This is a genomic window from Pseudaminobacter soli (ex Li et al. 2025), from assembly GCF_029892515.1.
Taxonomy (GTDB): Bacteria; Pseudomonadota; Alphaproteobacteria; order Rhizobiales; family Rhizobiaceae; genus Pseudaminobacter; species Pseudaminobacter soli_A.
The window spans coordinates 124,712-143,708 of record NZ_JARXVF010000009.1 but is presented as its reverse complement, the minus strand read 5'-3'; the positions used below and the strand labels follow the sequence as shown (position 1 = coordinate 143,708).

Sequence of the window (18,997 nt, the reverse complement as noted above, 5' to 3'; positions counted from 1 at the left end):
GTTTCGGTGGCGCGATATTATTGCTGCGCGCCTCCTGGCCAGCGCGCAAGTCCAACACGCGTTCAAGCCGCGTTGAACGGCATGAGTAAGCGCGAAGCATGAAAACGGAGGAACGAATGAAACATACTTTGCGCATAAGTATTCTGGCTTGCTTCGCCCTGTTTGGCGCAAGCGCCTCGCTTCACTCCGCCGAGAGGGGAGGGACGTTCAACTTTGTGGCGCCCTACGACGGAAGCATCCTGACACTGGACCCGCACAAAACGGCCAAGCAGCAGGACCTTCTGGTCACGAACAACATCTTCAGAACTCTCTACATGTGGAGCACGGAAGAGCAGAGGCCAGTGCTGGAAATGGCGGAGTCTGCTGTAGTCTCCGAAGACGGGCTGACTTACACCTATACATTGAAAGATGGCATGACCTTTCATAACGGGCGAAAGCTGGTCGCAAGCGACATTGCCTATTCATACGAGCGCATGTTGACGATGGATCCAGTCAGTCCTTCATCGGGTTTCCTGCAGGTCATCGTCGGCGCAGAGGCCTTGCAAAAGGGCAAAGTCGATCACTTGGCGGGCGTAAAGGTGATTAACGACAGGACGTTCTCGATCACGCTGACAGAAAAAGTCGATCCGGCCTATCAATTCTATCAGCCGGGGACAGCGATCGTTCCGAAGGAAGAGGTGGAGCGGCTGGGCGATAAGTTCGGACTTACGCCGATCGGAAGCGGGCCGTTTATGTTCAAGGAATGGGTACCGGGTAGCGAGGTTTCGCTGGTCAAATATCCTGGATATTACGAGGAAGGGAAGCCGTACCTCGATTCAGTTGCGTTCAAGATCATGCAGGAGGGAGCGTCGAGAGATATCGCCTTTCGAGCAAAGGAGTTGGATGCGATCATTGTCGAGGCACCGCAATATAGTAGCTACAAGAACGATCCAGAGTATTCCGGCGACCTGATCGAAGTCGCAGAGATGTTTACGCGCCTGATCGTCTGGAATCAGAAATACGAGCCCCTCGCCAATCGGAAGGTGCGTCAGGCAATCAGCCACGCCATAGACGTTGATGCGATCAATCGGAAGTTTCTGAAAGGCAAGGCATATAATCCTGTGGGCTGGCTTCCGGAGTCGTCCGAGGCGTTCGATCGTGGGGCGACGGGGTTTAGCTTCGATCTGGAAAAAGCCAAGCTGCTGATGAAGGAGGCCGGTTACGAGAAGGGCTTCGAGCTGAAGATCCTGGGAAGTGCGAATATGTCCTATGGCGTCTCGGTCGCAGAGGTCATCGGCCAGTATCTTAGTAAGATTAACATTAAGGTCACGACGCAGCAGTTGGAAGAGGGCATACTCTACGACAAGATGATTGCGGGCGATTTTCAAGGAATAATCTGGTCATTCGGTTCGGGCCCGGAGCCATTGCAGGCGCTAAAGCGTTGGCATTCGAAGACTGAAAATACGTCAGGCAACTATGCGCATTACAACAATGCGCAGTATGACGCCCTGCTTGATCAAGCACGGACGGAAACGGATCCGGCTACCCGGATCGACCTGATCAAGCAGGCGGACGCTGTTTTCCGGGATGATGCCGCAGTGTGGCTTCTAAACTACAATAAGGCCGTTCTGGCCGTCCAGCCTTGGGTGCATGGCCTCAAGCCCGTTGCGATCGAGATCATGTACCAGGACATGGCAGACGTCTGGGTTGATCCGGGTTCCCCCCGTTCTGGCAAATAAGCAAGATGCGGTGACAAGTCGGCATTGCAATTGCCGTGCTGACTTGTCTCTTCTTTTCCGGCTGCTCGGCCTGCGGCATATCCCGGCTAGGCCCTCCATCTATCAGATCCTCCCCGCGCACGCCGCCGTCATTGGCATCGGCTTTTCGATGACGACATGAGAAACCAACATGCTTTCATTCGCCATTCGCCGACTTCTTCAGTTCATCCCGACGATCCTGGGGATCACCTTGATCATGTTTCTTTTACTCAACCTGATCCCCGGTAATGCCGCGTTGAGTTCGGCAGGCAAGCTTGAGCTGGGCGCCGATGTGATCGAGAAGCTGAAAGCTGACCTGCAGTTGGATAAGCCAGCCTATGTACGGTACTTCAACTATGTGGGCCGATTGGCCCAAGGTGACATGGGGCAGTCCTATCTGCGGCGCTATGACGTAGCAGATGTTGTGTTCGACCGCTTAGGGGCGACCCTGAAACTCGCCTTTTCTGCAATCGGGATCGCGATCGTGCTGGGGGTCCCGCTTGGATTCATCGCTGCGCTGAAGCAGGGAACTTGGCCCGATACGCTATCGACTGTGGTGGCGGTGGTGAGTGTTTCGATCCCACAGTTCTGGCTCGGGATCCTCCTGATGTATGTGTTCAGCTACATGATGCATTTGTTGCCCACGTCCGGGTATGGAGACGGAGCATCTGCCAACTTGGTGATGCCCGCAATGACGCTAGGGTTGGGCTACACCGCCCTACTGGCGCGCATCACCCGGGCCGCCGTGGTCGAGGTGCTGTCCGCAGACTATATCCGCACCGCGCGGGCCAAAGGGCTGTCGGAGTTCAGGATCAGCTACAGGCACGTCTTTAGGAATGCCTTCGTGCTTATTTTGACCACTGCGGGCCTGCTGTTCGGGTCGCTGATCGGTCAGACGGTTGTCGTTGAACGCGTTTTCTCATGGCCCGGTATCGGATCCTTGCTGGTCGAGTCGATCTTCCAGCGGGACATTCCCGTGGCGCAGGGCTGCCTGTTGGTCATCGTCATTGTGTTTCTGATCGTCAACTTGCTGGTCGATATTCTCTACAGCGTGATCAACTCACAGATAGATTTCAAATGACCATGAACCGCGTATTTCATCAGAAGAATCTATTCTTTGGCGGCCTCATCATCGCCCTCGTCATACTGATAGCGGCCTTCGCGCCCTTGATCGCCCCGTTCGACCCCGTCAACGACGCGGATCTGATGAACGCTGAATTGCCTCCAAGTGCGAGCCATCTGTTCGGCACGGATTCGAGCGGACGTGACGTGTTCTCGCGCGTTCTCTATGGCGCCCGAGTATCGCTAAGTGTCGGACTTATCACACAGATCGCCAACACGATCATCGGCGTCTCGCTCGGGTTGGTCGCGGGGTATTTCGGGCGGTTCTGGGATGAACTGATTATGGGGACGACCAACATCATGCTGTCGATCCCTGTCATCGTGTTCGCGCTGGCGATCATGTCGGCGCTGGGGCCGGGGCTTTTCAATATCTATCTCGCCCTGGGGCTGACGAATTGGTCTTATACTTGCCGTCTGACTCGTGCGCAGGTTCTTTCAGTCAAAAAAAGCGACTATGTGAACGCTGCTGTGGTGCTTGGATACAGCAAGACCAGCATCATCTTCGGTCAGATCATGCCCAATGTTCTGGGGCCGGTGCTGGTGATCGCCACGCTCGGGTGTGCCGAGGCGATTCTGATGGAGGCAGCATTGTCTTTCCTGGGGCTTGGTGCGCAGCCGCCTATGCCGAGCTGGGGTGGAATGCTGTCGTCGGCGCGTGATCTCTTCTTCACCGCGCCTTGGCTCGCGATCTTTCCGGGCCTGGCGATCTTTGTCACTGTTCTTGGGCTGAACCTCTTTGGCGATGGGTTGCGCGACATTCTGGACCCCAGAAGCGTGTTGAAGAACACGTAATCCGCGGCACAGTGAACGTCACGAGGAGGAAAAATGCCAGAAGCGATCAAACTTTTGCAGGTGAGCGGGTTGCGGACGGAATTCCGCACCCCAGCCGGGGCCGTTCAGGCAGTTAGGGGCGTTAGCTTCGGGCTCGATCCGGGTGAAACGGTGGGCATTGTCGGTGAGTCAGGATCAGGCAAGAGCGTCACTGCGTTGACGATTCTGCGACTGATCAAGTCGCCCCCTGGCCGGATCAGTGCAGGAAGCGTCAAGTTCAGGGGGATCGATCTACTGGCGCAGGACGACGCCTATATGCGTTCGATCCGCGGAAACAGAATCTCGATGATCTTTCAGGAACCGATGACCTCGCTCAATCCGCTGATGACTGTGGGCGATCAACTCGCTGAAGTCATGCAGTGGCATCAAAACCTGAGCCGTCGCGAGGGTATGAACCGTGCGATAGAGCTGTTGCGCAAAGTGCAAATACCTTCGCCGGAAAAGCGCGTCAGGGACTACCCGCATCATATGTCGGGCGGCATGCGCCAACGCGTGATGATTGCCATTGCACTTGCCTGCGATCCTGCGATCCTTATCGCGGATGAGCCGACAACTGCGCTGGACGTGACTATCCAGAGTCAGATCATGGATCTGATGCTGGGTTTGAAGGATGAATTCGGCAGCGCGGTGCTTATGATCACCCATGATCTCGGCGTTATTGCCGAAATGGCGCAGAGAGTGATCGTGATGTATGCCGGGCAGGTCGTAGAGGCCGGCTCGGTCTACGAAATATTCGACGAGCCGCTTCATCCTTACACCCAGGCTTTGCTGCGATCGGTCCCGAAACTGGGCAGCCGGACCGAAAAGGGGCGTCATCGTCTACAGGAAATCCCGGGGCTGGTAGCGAGCCTGATCAATATTCCTGATGGTTGTGCATTTCGCGAGCGTTGTCGTTTTGCTGGCCCCGAATGCAACGGCGCAATCGAGCTGCAAGCCGCCGGAGACGGCAGGATGGTCCGATGCATAAAAGTCGCATAACCGACCGGAGTAGCGGCATGACATCGGCGGTTGCACCTGGTCCTCTGTTGAGGGTTAACGACCTGAAGGTCCATTTCAATGCGAAGTCTGCGCCGATTCGTGCGGTCGATGGGGTGTCGTTTGACTTGGCGCGGGGCGAGACACTGGGCATCGTCGGCGAGAGCGGCTGCGGGAAGACGACGACGGGCATGTCGATCGTCAATCTGACTCAGGCCACCAGCGGCGATGTCATCTTTGACGGTGTGGATCTTACGCACCTGCATTCTCTGCCTAAGAGCAGGCAACTCGAGCTGCGGCGGCGGATTCAGGTGGTGTTCCAGGACCCTTATTCATCGCTCAACCCACGCAAGACGTTGACGCAGACGTTGGACAAGCCGCTGCGGATCCACGGGTTGACTGCTGCAGAGCGCAAGGACCGGATCGCCTATCTTCTGGAAAAGGTGGGGTTGAGCCCCAAGCAGGCCGATCGCTACCCGCATGAATTTTCGGGCGGGCAGAGACAGCGGATTGGTATCGCGCGAGCCCTAGCGGTTAGCCCCGAGCTGATCATCTGTGACGAGGCGGTTTCAGCGTTGGATGTTTCGATCCAGGCTCAGATCATCAATTTGCTGCTGGATCTGCAAGAAGAGTTCAACCTCTCCTACTTGTTCATTTCTCATGATCTTGCAGTTGTGGAGCATGTCGCGGATCGAGTCGCAGTCATGTATCTTGGCAAGATCGTCGAGATGGCTCCATATCAGGCCTTGTTCACGGATCCGCAACATCCCTATACGCAGGCGCTGCTATCCGCGATCCCGGTGCCGGATCCGAGAAGACGTGGCGCGCGCCTGGTGCTTCAAGGCGATGTGTCCAGCCCGTTGAATGCGCCGAGCGGTTGCCCTTTTCATACGCGTTGTGCACGCAAGTCGAGCGTCTGCCAGGTTGTTGCGCCGCCACTGACGGGTATTGCCGAAGATCATTCGGTATCTTGTCACAACTTGTGACGGTTCAGAATTTTCTCTGAATTTTTTGCAGCGGCATCCGCACATCGAAGTTTGATTCCAATAAAAAAATTCGATATGTGATTACAAAAATGATTTTATGGTGAAGCGATGACTCCTAGAGTTGGCATAATCGGCGTAGGGCATTTTGCGGGATATCTGATCGCCGGTTTTGAAAATGCTGGCGAGATGACCGCTCTGCGATTGTTTTCGCGCACGCGGGAACGGGCGGAGCGGGTGGCAGCAGGCCATGCGATCGCCGAGGTGTTTAACTCGCCGCAGGAGGCAATTGATGGTGCGACGGTTATCGTCGTGGCCACCCGCCCAGCCGATGTGGAGGCTGCGCTTGCCGGGCTGACCTTCTCCAAGGATCAGGTCGTTGTATCGGTCGCTGCAGGGGTGACGCTGGACCGATTGCAGCGGCTGACCGGGGAAGCCACGGCCGTCCGGGCACTGCCAGTTGCCTGTGCCGCGATCAACAAGAGCCCAATTCTGCTAATGCCCGAAAATGCTGCGGCGCGAGCCGTTCTGGAACAGTTGGGGCGCGTATATGCACTGCGAACCGAAAAGCAGTTCGATGCCGGGACCGCATTGGTTGGCGCGTTTTACGCGATGATCTTCCCGTTGATGGACCACCTTGCGACTTGGACTGCGGCGCAAGGGCTGGATGATCAGTTGGCGCGATCGCTCGTCGTCGAGACGATCAGTGGCGCAAGCGCCATGGCCGAGCACGCCAGGAACGTTCCCTTTCAGGAGATTTGGTCCTCGCTGGCCGTTCCCGGCGGCATATCGGAGCGAGGTATGGACGCGCTGGAGGGGGCGGGCGGCCTTGCTGCGTGGAGCAGCGCGCTCGACGCCGTTGTGCGCAAGCTGAGAGGCGACGGCTGAAGATGCAAAACACGCTCATCCGAAGCAGGGCTTCGCTATGACCCAAACCAGATTCGAACAGGCGACGCGGCAAGCTCTGGCCGATCGGTTGCCGGACTACGATGCCATTTTGTCCGAGGCGCGCGAAGTTGCGAAGACCGTCAGGGTCCGACGCACCGCGGCCCTGGAAAAATGGGGAGTGGAATCGGAGGCTGAGTTCAAGGAGGCCTGCATTCGCAATGGTGATATCAGCTATCATGCGCATATCGGCATGGGAAACTGGGATCTGACTGAACGGGCCCTGGCAAATGTCTTTCACGAGGCCAGCCTCAACAACATCGAGGTGCATCGTGCCGGCCTTTGCCTCGATCGCCGCATGGGTCTACCCGAGGCAAGGCGCAGTAAGGCTGCCGCCGAGACCGGCCCCTTGTTGGAAACGCCCGGACACTGGAGCCAGATAGGGCAGGTTACGCCGATCCAGCCTCATATGGGCGACTTTATGATTGGGTTCCCGGCATCCACTGGAAACACTGTGCAAGCTTTACGCGCGGGCGTAACGACGATCGGCAATCTCTCACAGTATTTTGCTCATGAGGTGCCGGGATGGCACGATCATGTCGCAACGGCCGTGGAGACCACCAAGTCAATCGCCATTCTCGGTGCGCTGCGGGACCGGGGTGTGATGCTCCACTCGTATCTTGAGGATGGCTTCGGCGCGTTGTTCCTCGATTGCACGACGGTAGCGGGCTGGGCCTATCTTGAGAAATACATTGTCGAAGACCTGCTGGGGGCCAAGCTGTCCCACTGTATTGGCGGCTTGACCTCCGACCCGATCAAGCGGGCAGGCTGGGTATTCGCGTTGAGCGAAATCCACGACGGCAGTTGCGTCGGCTCGATGTTCTACGGGGATACGATCTCCTTCTCGCAGAACTTCGACGAGAACCGTGGTTTGGTCGCAGAGTACATGCTGTGGGACATCATGGCTCAACTGGAATGTCCGACCGGGCATGCGGTTCTGCCGCTGCCGGTGACGGAGGCGTTCCGATCCCCATCTTGGGAAGAGATTGTCGAGGCGCAGATTTTAGGCCACCGGGTCGAAGCGACTGCTCGCCGCTTGCACTCGCGTGTAGATTTTTCCGACAGCCGCAGGTTCGCCGACCAAATGCGACAATACGGCAAACAGGTGTTCCAGAACGCACTGACTGGACTCCGAGCCGCTGGCGTCGATACAGCAAACCCATTGCAAATGCTTTACGTGCTCAAAAAGCTAGGCCCTGCTTTGTTCGAGGAACTTTTCGGCGCCGGGCATCCGGACGATACCGAATTGCGCTCCCGCAAGGTGATTGTTCCTACCGATATCTTTGCCCAATCCATAAAGTGCTACAAGGACAATCTACCGCGATTTGAACGGCCGGAGCTGGCTGACAGGATTGCGGGCAAGCGGATACTTCTTGCTTCGACGGACGTGCATGAGCACGCGATCATGGTGCTGCACTGGCTGTTGTCGAACACCGGCGCCGAGGTCGTCTATCTGGGCGCCGAAGTCGACCCCGACCAAGTTGCCGAAAAAGCCAGCGAAGCGTCACTCGATGCAATCCTGATCAGCACGCACAACGGCATGGCGCTCGACTACGGCAAGATGCTGGTCGGTGCACTTGCTGAAAAAACGGTTCGCATACCGGTCCTGTTCGGGGGCGTTTTGAACCAGAAGTGCGACGACCTCGATCTACCGGTCGATGTCACCGCAGAATTGGCGCGGATCGGAATTCATACGGACTCGGGCCTTGGCAATCGGCTTGGCGCACTTCTCACACTGGGCAAACCAACAAAGGAAAACACATGATACATTTTGCGTACGGTTCAAATTTGCAACTGAAATTCCTGCATACCATACTTCCAAGTGCCAAGTTTTTGATGAAGGGTTACATTCCCAACTACGAAGTCCGCTTCAATTTCTGGTCCAAGAAGCAGCAAGCTGGCATTAGCAACATCATCGATGCGCCCGGCAAGATGGTACACGGTGCACTGTTCGAGGTGCCCGAGTCCGAGATGCGCGAGTTGGATGTGAAAGAAGGTTACTACATTGGAGACTATGAACGCAGAACCTTCATCGCCATGGGCGAGGACGAAGCATGGCACGACGTTGAACTTTATCAGGTGATCGATCCACAAGGACCGTTCAAACCCTCAAGATCCTATGTTGAAGGCATGCTGCAAGGCGCCAAGGAACTAGAACTTGATGTCGAATACATCAAGACCATCGAGAAATTCTACAACGACTCCCTCTAAGGACAAGTACCGCCGCCAACCAAGGCATATTATCATCTTGCCAGCGGCAGAATGGCGATATGCCTTGAGGAGGCCTAGAGCCGATACCTCGCTATCAAAAGGTCAGAATTTGAGCGCCGCCTTTTCATTGATCATCTGCTGAAGATTCAAATAGGCGTGTTTCTTGCTGTTTTCGATGTGATCTGAAAGCAGGGATTTCGCAAGCTCTTCATCGCGATGTACTATAGAATCAAGGATTAACCCATGATCTTCTTGGTTCGATTGCTCTCTGGTAACATAACCAAGGCTTGTCTTGTATTTCAAATGTAATATATCGAACACGTTCTTTAGTGCGTTGAGCCGGATTGGTTGCTTTGCTAGCCGTGCAATCGTCAAATGGAAATTCATGTCTGCGATGAGTTTCTGATGTGTCAAGTTACTCGACAGCGATTGGAGATAAGCATCATGCGCGGTCTGCAACTCGGCTATTCCGGCCTGATCCAGCGTCGCTATTGTTTCCTCAAGCAATATCAATTCAAGCATCTTGCGGAACTTATAGAGTTCATCGACCTCTTCGAGCTTGAGAGCTTCAATGAAATATCCCTTGTTGGGCTCACGTCGAACCAGACCCTGAAATTCGAGGTATTTAAGGGCCTGAATCACGGGCGTGACGCTCATGTCCATCTGGTCGGCAAGATCTTTGAACGGCACCTTTTGGCCCGCGACAATTTCATTGTGAAACAGCATCTGCCGGATACCCAAGTAGGCCTTTTGGGACAGATCGAGCGACGTTTCCGCCGGCTTTTGGGGGTGCTTTGCCATCGGTGTTTTATCGCAGTTTTCATGCGAATATTCAACATTCTGGGAGGTCTGAGGGAACATTAATATTGGCTTCCTGTCCCCAATACACCCAAGTGGATACCTGCGAATGTCACCCTGCAGACCGGAAAACATGCAGGGCGTAACCGACGCCGACCCTGATGTGGAACGCCGCCCCGGCGGGCGTTGAATTAGCCCATATCTCCAGTTGGCCGAGCTCAATCTAAACCGAGGAAATTCCTATGCCAGTACTGCCGCAAATAGCGGAGCGCATCGATGAGCTTACAGCGATACGGCGCGATCTTCACGCACACCCAGAACTCGGGTTCCAAGAATACCGCACCTCTGCGGTCGTTCAGGACTTACTGACCCGATACGGGGTCGACCAGGTTCATACCGGGATGGGAGCAACTGGTGTAGTGGGCGTCATCCGCGGCAAGGGCAAGGGGCCTCGGCGAGTTGGACTGCGGGCGGATATGGACGCACTGCCCATTCAGGAGGCTACTAACCTTCCATTCGCTTCGCGAACCGAAGGGGTCATGCATGCTTGCGGCCACGACGCCCACACCACCATGCTCTTGGGCGCAGCCCGATATTTGGCCGAGACACGCAATTTCGCAGGTACTGCGGTGCTGATCTTCCAACCTGCCGAGGAGGGGTTGGGCGGGGCGCGGAGGATGATGGGGGATGGTCTGTTCAATCGATTTCCCTGTGACGAAGTGTTCGGAATGCACAACAATCCGAACGGCATACCTGGGCTTGTCAAGATCAAGCCGGGCGTGGCGATGGCCGGCGCCTGTTTTTTCGACATCGTGGTGAGGGGGGTGGGTAGTCACGCCGCGATGCCTGAGGAGGGGCGCGATTCAATCATGATCGCATCGGCACTGGTGGGTGGATTGCATTCCATCGTCAGCAGGAACATTCCACCGACCAAGTCCGCGGTATTATCGGTGACGAGGTTCAACGCAGGCAATGCTTATAATGTCTTGCCCGATACCGCAACGATCGCAGGTACAGTCAGATACTTCAACGAAGAAGTCCGCGAGCTGATAGAATGTAGAATTAAAGACATCTGCGCTGGACTGGCCAATATGCATAACGTCGATATCGATGTGGATATACGAAACGTTTTTGACGTGCTGGTAAATGACGCTGATCTGTCCAATGCATATCTTGCGGCCGCAGCGGAGATTGTTGGCGCCGACAACATCCGTGTTTCCGATGATCTTGTGACCGGAAGCGAAGATTTCGCGGACATGCTGAAAGCTATCCCGGGAGCCTATTGCACGCTCGGCCATGGCGGAACCATACCCGTGCATAATCCCGGTTATGTGTTTGACGACGCGATTTTGCCGGTTGGTGCCAGCATCATGGCGCGGATCGTGGAAAAGCGATTGCAGATCTGAAGGCCCCTCTGTCAAATCTACGGTGAGGCCATCAAAGGGAGTGCTCCCGATCTGCCCTCCCATGATTTCCTTGCTGCCGGTCGTGTCCCAATCGTTGAAATGCCGGATGCACCGTCGCAGTCGTTGTCTATATCTGCCACCGCTTTGATCTCAGCGCCGACTGGGGCTCCGTTAGCTGCGAGGTGCTGCAAATCGAGCCAGGCAAGACCTTGTCCTACACATGGAGCGCCGCAGGTCTCGACAGTATCGTCACCTGGACTCTCACGCCTTCGGACATCGGGACCCAGTTGCGTATGGAGCAGACGGGTTTCCGGCCGGATCAGCAGCAGGCCTATTACGGCGCGAAGGCCGGGTGGCCGCGGTTCCTTGAAAATCTGGAGCAGACAGTGGCACGGATCGACTGAAATTCGTCAGGCCGATCGCGAGTTTCATCGGAAAAGGAGGTTCTATTGGGTTGGAATGCGTGGATTCGGCAAAGCCACCGCTGGCTGTCGATTGCTTTTACGGCGACCGTTAGCGCCAATTTCCTCGTACGGGCATTTGGTGAGCCTCCCGCTTGGGTGACCTACTCGCCGCTGCCGCCGCTGTTCTTGCTCCTGTTCAGCGGCCTGTACATGTTCGCGCTTCCCTATGCCGCCGGACGGCGCAGCGTGCGACGCAGCACCGGGCAGGGGTGAACACAAGGAACAAAAGGATTCGGCCGCCTTGGACCGCGGCCGAATGAGAGCGGAGTGGAAGGCCTGCTTACTGGCTAAATCTCCAATAGCGGACCGACAGCTTCCGGCCCCAAGCCTGCCAGTAGCAACGCGCCGCATGTCGGCCGTAGAGGTAGACTTTGTCACTGCGCGAAAACCGACATCAACTGGCGGGAACAGTGCGCTAGGAACTGCTTCTGACGACGATTGTTCGGCTTTTCGATAGCTGAGCCGGTTTCATTCCGTTGGAGTGCCGCCAGCAGCGGTTGCCATCGGCGCTACCGTCGTGATCTGCGCGGTTTGATCGTAGCCAGGCCCCTCTCAGCGATCCGGCGCACTTTTCGATTGTGCAGACAAACCGCGCCGACGAGCCCGATGAGAGCGCCCACAACGGTGTCGATCAGCCGTGTTTGCATGAGCATGGCGGAGCTTACTGGACCCGGACTGCTGCTCTCCGCCAGGAGGATGGTCAAGGGCGTGATGAAGATGGCGGCAAAGGCATAGTGCCGGACGACTGCAGTCTCGATCAGGAGCGTCAGCAGCGTGACTGCAAGGGCAATGGCCCAACTGTTTGTGAGGAATGGCAAGAGCAGCCAGGTAAGACCCATGCCGAGCACGGTTCCGACGATGCGGTGAACATTGCGGCTCCAGGATGCCTGGAGTGTCACGCCCTGCATCACGGCCAGGCAACTCACGGGTACCCAATAGGCTTTCTCGAGGCCAAGCATCCCGGCCAGGGCGAGCGACACACACGACAAGGCCTGTCAGGATGGAGTCGACGAGCGCGACCTCCAGATCGGCCGGCGAAGGAGAGTGCAGGAGGGCTGGAGCGCGATGCCGAAGAATGTAGGCGCTGTAAGCCACGGCAACCGCGCATGCCCAGATGCAGCCAAGGACGAAGTAGCCGAGATTCTGAGCCGCCGCGGCTTCCTGCGGGGGCGAGAAGGCGGCGATGGAGGCCGCCATGACCATGAATATCGGTCCAGGCGGAACCACGGCCTGCGCTTTGCAGAACAACAACGTAGCAGCGGCGAGGCAGGCGATCACCAGCACTGCCGCGCCGGGGACAACCTGGCTGGCCAGTCCGAGCGCATAGCTTGAAACCATGCCGAACGCGCACGCCATGATGACCGGAATGCGATGATAAAGGCCAGTTGCAGGCAGGTATAGGAAGGAAAGGCCGGCCACGGCACCCAGCGCCCCGGCCGAGGGAAGACCCAGATATGCGCCCGCTGCTACCGGCGCGCCGCTGGCCACCGCTGCCGCAAATGGAAGCTGCCAAGGGCGATCGCTCCGCTGCCAAACCAGCAGAGCCGAGGCTTCCTTTCGCCCGAACTCCTGCAGGCGCTGGCGATAAATCCGACACATCGCAAATGCTGGCCTCGATAACATCGGCGAAGCAATCGACTGTTTCGTCGTTTGTCGTGTTGCCCCTCTATTCTAGCCCCTATGCCAGGCAGACGCCTCAGCCTGTAGGAGGTTTGGGGCGAGCCCGTCATCACCTCCTTTGGCGAGAGTTGACGCGTTCATATGGCCGAGTCCAAGAAAGCCAATCGAAGCTGGGGCGGTCACGAGGGTCTCTCTCGCAATTGCGAGTTTGCCGCCGTGCCGTAGTATCAAGATAGGCTTAGAGCCATCAGATGTCTGGATTGCGCCCTAGCGAATAACCGATGGCAGCGGGCCCTCGTTTCGCCGAGTGCCCGGTAAAAAATGCGAGGCGTACTATCGGGGGTCGAGCTTCGGCAGGCTCACTCAATATAGTTTTCAGGCCAAGCCGACGGAAGATTCCGGAGTGGAGCCGGCGATGTGGAGTGAACCACAACTGCAGCCCGTTCGAGCTTGTCGATTACAAGGCCGAGCTCGGCGTCGGTAATCGTCATTGGCAGGGAAAAGCCGATGCTGGTGCCCCCCTTCGCGGTCGTCGACAAGCCCTCGGCCATGCAGGCGCTGACGAGGCGAGCGGCGAACTCTGGCCCCGCCGTCATTCTGCAAACGGTTGGATCGAATTCGACCGCAAGCAGCAAGCCACGCCCCCGCACGCCGATTATCGACGGAGTTCGCCGCGCGAGCTCGGCGATGCGCTCAGTGATCCGGGTCTCAAGTTCGGCGGCGCGCTCCACAAGCCCGTCGCGCTCGATGATTTCGATGGTCATCAAGGCCGCCAGCGCGGTGAGCGGATTTTTCTCGTGGGTGTAGTGGCCGAGGTCGAGTTCGGGCGCCACATTGAGGCGCGCGTCGGCGATGACGGCCGCGATCGGGAGGATGCCGCCTCCAAGGCTCTTGCCCAAGACCACCGCATCAGGCAACGCACCGACGTGCGCGAAGGCGAAGAAACGCCCGGTCTTGCCGAGGCCCGACGGAATCTCGTCGAAGATCAAGAGCGCGCCGTGCTGGTCGCACAGGCGGCGCACTTCCTGCCAAAGCCCCGCCGGTGGCAAATGGCAGTTCGAACGGATCGGCTCGGCGATGACTGCCGCGATGCCTCCTTCGGACTGCGCGAATGCACGGCGCATGTCCTCAAGCATGCGCTCGGGTCCGCGGTCCAGCGCCCAATACGGCGTCGCGTGCCAGCGCCCTGGCAGCAGCGGTCCCAGACGAGTGTCGGGGTGGGCCTCCGAAAGACCGAACGCGCCGAAGCCGTGGCCGTGATAGCAGCCTTCCAGCGAAATCGTATCATGGCGGCCAGTGGCTACGCGCGCGAGCTTCAGGGCGATCTCGATCGCGTCGGATCCTCCGGTGGCAAAGAGCACTTTAGCCGGCGCCCCCGGCCAGCGAGCGAGAAGCTTTTCGGCAAGCGCGACGGCAGACTCGTTGGTGAAGCGGCGCGGCGAGAACGGGAGAGTCTCCAGTTGCCGCTTCAAGGCCGCCACCACTTCAGGATGCCGATGACCGATGTGGTGGGCCGTATTGCCGTGCAGGTCGATGAAGCGCCGCCCGTCCATGTCCTCGAGCCATATGCCTTCCGCGGCGCGCAGCGCGGCGATGCATGGGCTCGAACCTTCCTGATGAAAGAAGGCAGCGGCGTCGCGGTCGACGAGGTTGTCTGTCACGGTTTTGCCCACCGATTGTTCGTGGAGAGACGAGGAAGCGGCGACCAGCGCCGAAGGGAAGGGCGACGGCTGACGAGGCTTTTGCGTTTCTCGATCAGCCAGGCGAGACCCATGGCCGCGACCGCGAAAACTAGCAGCAGGAGGCTCTTGGCAGCGGCGTAACCATATTCGCCCGAGTTGGCATGGTTGAAGATCGCAACCGATGCCAGCTTGTGATTGCCCGAAACCAGGAAGATCACCGAGGACAAGGTGGTCAGCGAGTCGATGAAGACATAGAGCATGCCGAGCAGGAGAGCCGGAAGCAGCATCGGCAGCGTTACGCGGACGAAGCGCGACACCAGGCCCGCACCCAGGCTTTCGGCCGCTTCGTCGACGGACCGGTCCATGCGCTGCAGCGCCGCGCGCGCGGCGAGCACGCCGACGAACACATTCGCGAACAGGATGTTGAGCACGAGAATGGCCGACGTGCCGGTGAGCGACAGGCTATCAATGCCGAATGGAAGGTTGAAGGCGACGATGTAGCCGATGCCGAAGATGATGCCGGGCAGGATCGCGGGCACCAGCGCCAGAAAGACGATGAGATTGGCGCCCGGCGGCCGCAGACGCTCCACGACATAGGCGATCACCACGGCGAACAGCCCACCAAGTGGCCCGGCGATGGCTGCGAGGCGAAGGCTGTCCCAGACGTTGTCCAGCCCACGATCCGAGCTGCCATAGCCGGTGCCGGCGAGCCCGACATCCACGCCGCTGTCGGAGAAGTAGCCCAGCGTGAGGCTCCAGTCGACGCCCCACACGCGGGTTACCGCACCGAGCGCCATGGTGCCGTAGATCGCGAATATCAGGGCAACGACTGTCCCGGCGATCGACGTCAGCGCGATGCGCCAGGTCCGCGGCATGGAAAGTTCCGAGCGGCTGCTGGCGCTGGTGCTGGAATAGCCCTTGCGGCGGCCAAACACCTCGAGCCCAAGATAGAGCAGGAAGGAGGGAATGATGAGCCAGACACACAGGGCGGCCGCGAGCGGCGTGTTCCGATAAGCGGTGATCTCGTCGTAGACGACACCGGCGAGCACTGGCGTGTCCCGGCCCAGGATCAGCGGATTGCCGAAATCCGTCAGGCTCATGATGAAGACAAGGACGACGGCGCGCTTGAAGGCCGGCAGGGCCATCGGCAGCGTGACGTGGCGAAAGGTCGTGAAATGATCGGCGCCGAGGCCGGCGGCGGCCTCGTCGATACGGCCGTCCTGCCGGCGCATGACGTTGTCGAAAATGATCAGCGTAGCGGGAACGAAGGACAGCACCTGCGCCAGAACGACCCCGAAGAAGCCATAGAGATTGGTCTCGTCAGCGTTGATGAGCCCGAGGCCCTGGTCGAGGAAAGTGTGCGTTACCAGCCCGCGCCGACCGAAGAGCATGACGGTGGCGGTGGCGATCAGGACCGGCGGTGCGACCAGCGGCATCAGGAACGCTACCCGCATTGCCGACGGCCACGGCACGCCGCCGCAATTGATGCCGTAGGCAAGTGCAAAGGCCAGCGACACCGTGAAGACGACCGAAAAGCCCGCGAGCGTAAGGCTGTTGATGGCTGCGTTCCGCAGATACGAATCCTGGAACGGCTTGAGATAGTGGTCGAGGCCCCAACGGTCGTTAGTACCGTTGCGCAAGGTGTCGAAGGCCTGCTGGCCGAGTTGATCCTTGGCCTTGAACGCCAGCGCGGTGCGCTTGTGAAGCATCACATGGGCGATCGCGTAATTGTCCTCGATGGTTGCCCGTAGCTCGGCCGGAAGGCCCGCCGTAGCGGCCTTCATCGCCTTGGCCTGCTCTGAGTAGGCGGCGCTGCGATCCCATTCGATCGGGACCTCGGCGAGATTGAATGCAGCGGCCGTCGCCTCGACGCGCTCGGCCTCGGTCGCAGTATCGACCCATCGTTGGACCGTGCTGTCCCTCTCGCTTGAGGGCAATTCGGCGATTGCTTCCATCGTCACCGCCTTCAGGCGCGCCGGCGGCATCGACCCGGAGATGACGAAGCTTTCCAGAAGGACCATGCCGATCGGAACGGCGATGAAGACCGCCAGGAGAAACGCCACGATTCCGGTAACGACCGCGCGCGGCAACTGGCGCATCAAGCGCATCATGGCTGGTTCTCGCCAGGGATGATCACCGCGCGCTGCGCGTCGGGCTTGAGCGAAACCATCATGCCCCGCGCCCAAAGATGGCTGGCCTCATGCGAGGGCCTGTCCACGATTACGATGCGCCCAGACTCAAGCTTCACGCTGAGGCGGACGACGGGACCGAGGAAAGTGGTCGTCTCGATGCGGCCGGCAACGCCACCGCCGCTCTGCACAACCCCAATGTGCTCGGGTCGGTAGAGCACGGTGATGGTCTCACCGGGCGACAGGTGAGGCCGCAGGACCAGCGGCCAGAAATCGCCCGACGAATCCAGGCCGCCTGCAACCACGCGCCCTTCGACGAGATTGGAGCTCCCGATGAACTGGGCCACGAATCTGGATTGCGGGCGGTGGTAGATCTCCGCCGGGGTTCCGATCTGTTCGATACGCCCGTTGCGCATCACGGCCACCCGGTCCGACATCGCCAGGGCTTCCTCCTGGTCGTGCGTCACGTAGAGGGTGGTGATGCCGAGCCTGTCGACGATTGCGCGCAGCTCGTTGCGAAGCTTTACGCGGATGCGCGCATCCAGTGCCGACATCGGCTCGTCGAGCAGGAGCACTTCCGGATCGCAAGCCAATGCGCGGGCCAGCGCCACGCGCTGTTGCTGGCCGCCCGAGAGTTCATGCGGGTATCGATCGAGCAACCCGTCAATTTCGGCGAGTTGCGCAAGCTCGGCCACACGCCGCTCCCGTTCCTTCCGGTCCCGAGAGCCTATGGTGAGCGCGAAGCCGATGTTATCGGCGACCGTTTTCGTCGGGAACAGCGCATAGGACTGGAACACGAAGCCCATGCGGCGGCGAGCGGGCGGCATGTCGGTGACATCCTGCTCCTCCCTCGTTACGCGCCCGCCGTCCGGCTGGGCGAAGCCGGCGATGATCCTGAGCAGCGTGGTCTTGCCGCAACCGGAATCGCCCAGCAGGGTCACGAACTCGCCCTTGGCGAGTTCAAGCGTCACGTCGTCGACCGCACGGCCCTTGCCATAGGCCTTAACGACGTTGCGAACCGCCAGATGCGGCCGGCTCTCGATAGGAGCCGGCCGCGACGGTGCAAGGCGAAGGGCCGTGTCCGCCATTACTGCTTCAGGATGCGGGTGGCGAAATCGCGCTTGAAGGCCGACATGTCAACCGGGCGGCGCATTTCCCAGAGGGTGATCTCCTTGAGGTCGACGAGGCCATAGCCGGGGGCGGCAGTAGCGCCGACGACCTTGCCCAGGACCTCGGCCGCGTCATTGCTGGCCATGAAGTCGAGGAAAATTTTGGCCTCGGTCGGGTTGGGGCCGCCCGCGACCAGCCCGCCGCCTTCCATCACGTTGGGCGTGATGCGGCCGTAGACGATATCCACGGGCTTGCCGGAGGACTTGGTCTGGAAGCAGGTCGTGTCGAAGGTCAGGCCGATCGAAACTTCGCCAGCGCCCGCCATGGCCGCACCGCCCGAGCCGCCATCCGAATACTGATAGACATTCTCGTTGAGGTTCTCGACGAACGGCCAGCCGAAGGCGTCGACGAAGGTCGACAGAATTGCCCCACCCGTTCCGGACTTGAGCGGCGACGGCAGGGCGATCTCCTTGCTGTAGGCCGGCTTGATCAGGTCTTCCCATGTCATGGGCATGGGCAGCCCCTTCTGTTCCAGCCGTTCCTTGTTGACGACCATGCACATGGTGGTGGCGAAATACTTGTTGTAGAAGCCATCAGGATCGCGGAACTCCGCGGCAATCTTGGAGCCCTTGGGCTCATAAGGCTCGAATACACCGGCTTGCTTGAGCTGTTCGAGTGCGAAGTTGTTGACGAGATAGACCACGTCCGCCTGCGGCTTGCCCTTCTCGGCAATGGCGCGCTCGGCGATGGGGCCGGTGGAACCCGACACGAACTTCACTTCGATGTCCGGATGCTTTTCCTTGAAAGCGCTGACCAGCGCGCTGTTTACGCTATCCGAGGCGTTGTAGAGAACGACCTCCCCGGCAAGTGATGTGCCGCTTGCCAATGTAACCGCCGTGGCAGCCAGAACGGCGATCCGCGCGACGTTAGAAAACGAATGGGTAGACATGAAAAACTCCGAGCCTGCGAGAACTTCTATGCTATA

17 protein-coding genes and 1 pseudogene are annotated in these 18,997 nt (G+C 58.8%); 12 read left to right on the top strand and 6 right to left on the bottom strand.

What is annotated here, in order from left to right:
* Positions 1-116 precede the first annotated feature (116 nt).
* The 8 genes from M2281_RS26000 to M2281_RS25965 all read left to right on the top strand — a co-directional run bounded on the left by M2281_RS26000 (position 117) and on the right by M2281_RS25965 (position 8,803).
* Complete coding sequence (locus M2281_RS26000) at positions 117-1,718, top strand: ABC transporter substrate-binding protein (protein WP_280824113.1); 1,602 nt, start codon at positions 117-119, stop codon at positions 1,716-1,718.
* Positions 1,719-1,887: 169 nt separating this feature from the next.
* Positions 1,888-2,817, top strand: a complete 930-nt coding sequence (locus tag M2281_RS25995) for an ABC transporter permease (protein WP_280824112.1) — start codon at positions 1,888-1,890, stop codon at positions 2,815-2,817.
* Complete coding sequence (locus tag M2281_RS25990) at positions 2,814-3,650, top strand: ABC transporter permease (RefSeq protein WP_280824111.1); 837 nt, start codon at positions 2,814-2,816, stop codon at positions 3,648-3,650. The genes M2281_RS25995 and M2281_RS25990 overlap by 4 nt, the downstream gene beginning before the upstream one ends.
* A 33-nt stretch (positions 3,651-3,683) precedes the next feature.
* A complete protein-coding gene (locus tag M2281_RS25985; RefSeq protein WP_280824110.1) occupies positions 3,684-4,667 on the top strand; it encodes an ABC transporter ATP-binding protein in 984 nt (327 codons plus the stop codon).
* A gap of 17 nt (positions 4,668-4,684) precedes the next feature.
* A complete protein-coding gene (locus M2281_RS25980) occupies positions 4,685-5,650 on the top strand; it encodes an ABC transporter ATP-binding protein (protein WP_280824109.1) in 966 nt (321 codons plus the stop codon).
* Between the two features lie 108 nt (positions 5,651-5,758).
* Complete coding sequence (locus M2281_RS25975) at positions 5,759-6,535, top strand: pyrroline-5-carboxylate reductase family protein (RefSeq protein ID WP_280824108.1); 777 nt, start codon at positions 5,759-5,761, stop codon at positions 6,533-6,535.
* A 37-nt stretch (positions 6,536-6,572) separates the two neighbouring features.
* Positions 6,573-8,357, top strand: coding sequence for a cobalamin-dependent protein (locus tag M2281_RS25970; protein WP_280824107.1), 1,785 nt, complete (start codon positions 6,573-6,575; stop codon positions 8,355-8,357).
* Positions 8,354-8,803 (top strand): gamma-glutamylcyclotransferase family protein, encoded by a 450-nt coding sequence (locus M2281_RS25965; protein ID WP_280824106.1) that lies wholly within the window; start codon positions 8,354-8,356, stop codon positions 8,801-8,803. The genes M2281_RS25970 and M2281_RS25965 overlap by 4 nt, the downstream gene beginning before the upstream one ends.
* Before the next feature lie 102 nt (positions 8,804-8,905).
* On the opposite strand, the gene M2281_RS25960 is transcribed toward M2281_RS25965, so the two are convergent.
* The gene (locus tag M2281_RS25960; protein WP_280824105.1) at positions 8,906-9,664 is read right to left on the bottom strand and encodes a GntR family transcriptional regulator; all 759 of its coding nucleotides are present in this window, start codon (positions 9,662-9,664) and stop codon (positions 8,906-8,908) included.
* A gap of 179 nt (positions 9,665-9,843) precedes the next feature.
* Here M2281_RS25960 and M2281_RS25955 point away from each other — a divergent pair, with 179 nt between their 5' ends.
* The 3 genes and pseudogenes from M2281_RS25955 to M2281_RS25945 all read left to right on the top strand — a co-directional run bounded on the left by M2281_RS25955 (position 9,844) and on the right by M2281_RS25945 (position 11,684).
* The gene (locus M2281_RS25955; protein WP_280824104.1) at positions 9,844-11,007 is read left to right on the top strand and encodes a M20 aminoacylase family protein; all 1,164 of its coding nucleotides are present in this window, start codon (positions 9,844-9,846) and stop codon (positions 11,005-11,007) included.
* Positions 11,008-11,144: 137 nt separating this feature from the next.
* A pseudogene (locus tag M2281_RS25950) lies at positions 11,145-11,411 on the top strand (SRPBCC family protein); the annotation flags it as partial.
* A 45-nt stretch (positions 11,412-11,456) separates the two neighbouring features.
* Entirely contained in the window at positions 11,457-11,684 is a 228-nt protein-coding gene (locus tag M2281_RS25945) for a hypothetical protein (RefSeq protein ID WP_280824103.1), read from the top strand.
* Between the two features lie 296 nt (positions 11,685-11,980).
* On the opposite strand, the gene M2281_RS25940 is transcribed toward M2281_RS25945, so the two are convergent.
* Positions 11,981-12,451, bottom strand: a complete 471-nt coding sequence (locus tag M2281_RS25940) for an FUSC family protein (RefSeq protein WP_280824102.1) — start codon at positions 12,449-12,451, stop codon at positions 11,981-11,983.
* Positions 12,452-12,666: 215 nt separating this feature from the next.
* Between M2281_RS25940 and M2281_RS25935 the strand changes: the two genes are divergently transcribed.
* A complete protein-coding gene (locus M2281_RS25935; RefSeq protein ID WP_280824101.1) occupies positions 12,667-12,798 on the top strand; it encodes a hypothetical protein in 132 nt (43 codons plus the stop codon).
* 652 nt (positions 12,799-13,450) lie between these two features.
* Here the strand turns inward: M2281_RS25935 and M2281_RS25930 are convergent.
* The 4 genes from M2281_RS25930 to M2281_RS25915 are packed head-to-tail and all read right to left on the bottom strand — an operon-like array spanning position 13,451 to position 18,961.
* On the bottom strand, positions 13,451-14,764 hold the full coding sequence (locus tag M2281_RS25930; protein ID WP_280824100.1) for an aminotransferase class III-fold pyridoxal phosphate-dependent enzyme: 1,314 nt from the start codon (positions 14,762-14,764) through the stop codon (positions 13,451-13,453).
* Positions 14,749-16,884, bottom strand: a complete 2,136-nt coding sequence (locus M2281_RS25925) for an ABC transporter permease (protein ID WP_280824099.1) — start codon at positions 16,882-16,884, stop codon at positions 14,749-14,751. Before M2281_RS25925 ends, M2281_RS25930 begins: the two co-directional genes overlap by 16 nt.
* Positions 16,881-17,990: an ABC transporter ATP-binding protein gene (locus tag M2281_RS25920; protein WP_280824098.1), complete on the bottom strand. Its 1,110-nt coding sequence runs from the start codon at positions 17,988-17,990 to the stop codon at positions 16,881-16,883. Before M2281_RS25920 ends, M2281_RS25925 begins: the two co-directional genes overlap by 4 nt.
* Positions 17,990-18,961 (bottom strand): extracellular solute-binding protein, encoded by a 972-nt coding sequence (locus tag M2281_RS25915; protein ID WP_280824097.1) that lies wholly within the window; start codon positions 18,959-18,961, stop codon positions 17,990-17,992. The genes M2281_RS25920 and M2281_RS25915 overlap by 1 nt, the downstream gene beginning before the upstream one ends.
* Positions 18,962-18,997: the final 36 nt, after the last annotated feature.

What these genes read in the sequence shown, in the direction of transcription:
- M2281_RS25955 (WP_280824104.1), top strand. Translation starts at nt 9,844, where the DNA reads ATGCCAGTACTGCCGCAAATAGCGGAGCGCATCGATGAGCTTACAGCG.
- M2281_RS25915 (WP_280824097.1), bottom strand. Translation starts at nt 18,961, where the DNA reads ATGTCTACCCATTCGTTTTCTAACGTCGCGCGGATCGCCGTTCTGGCT.
- M2281_RS25970 (WP_280824107.1), top strand. Translation starts at nt 6,573, where the DNA reads ATGACCCAAACCAGATTCGAACAGGCGACGCGGCAAGCTCTGGCCGAT.
- M2281_RS26000 (WP_280824113.1), top strand. Translation starts at nt 117, where the DNA reads ATGAAACATACTTTGCGCATAAGTATTCTGGCTTGCTTCGCCCTGTTT.
- M2281_RS25965 (WP_280824106.1), top strand. Translation starts at nt 8,354, where the DNA reads ATGATACATTTTGCGTACGGTTCAAATTTGCAACTGAAATTCCTGCAT.
- M2281_RS25990 (WP_280824111.1), top strand. Translation starts at nt 2,814, where the DNA reads ATGACCATGAACCGCGTATTTCATCAGAAGAATCTATTCTTTGGCGGC.
- M2281_RS25995 (WP_280824112.1), top strand. Translation starts at nt 1,888, where the DNA reads ATGCTTTCATTCGCCATTCGCCGACTTCTTCAGTTCATCCCGACGATC.
- M2281_RS25980 (WP_280824109.1), top strand. Translation starts at nt 4,685, where the DNA reads ATGACATCGGCGGTTGCACCTGGTCCTCTGTTGAGGGTTAACGACCTG.
- M2281_RS25960 (WP_280824105.1), bottom strand. Translation starts at nt 9,664, where the DNA reads ATGTTCCCTCAGACCTCCCAGAATGTTGAATATTCGCATGAAAACTGC.
- M2281_RS25975 (WP_280824108.1), top strand. Translation starts at nt 5,759, where the DNA reads ATGACTCCTAGAGTTGGCATAATCGGCGTAGGGCATTTTGCGGGATAT.
- M2281_RS25985 (WP_280824110.1), top strand. Translation starts at nt 3,684, where the DNA reads ATGCCAGAAGCGATCAAACTTTTGCAGGTGAGCGGGTTGCGGACGGAA.
- M2281_RS25920 (WP_280824098.1), bottom strand. Translation starts at nt 17,990, where the DNA reads ATGGCGGACACGGCCCTTCGCCTTGCACCGTCGCGGCCGGCTCCTATC.
- M2281_RS25925 (WP_280824099.1), bottom strand. Translation starts at nt 16,884, where the DNA reads ATGATGCGCTTGATGCGCCAGTTGCCGCGCGCGGTCGTTACCGGAATC.
- M2281_RS25935 (WP_280824101.1), top strand. Translation starts at nt 12,667, where the DNA reads ATGACCATGAATATCGGTCCAGGCGGAACCACGGCCTGCGCTTTGCAG.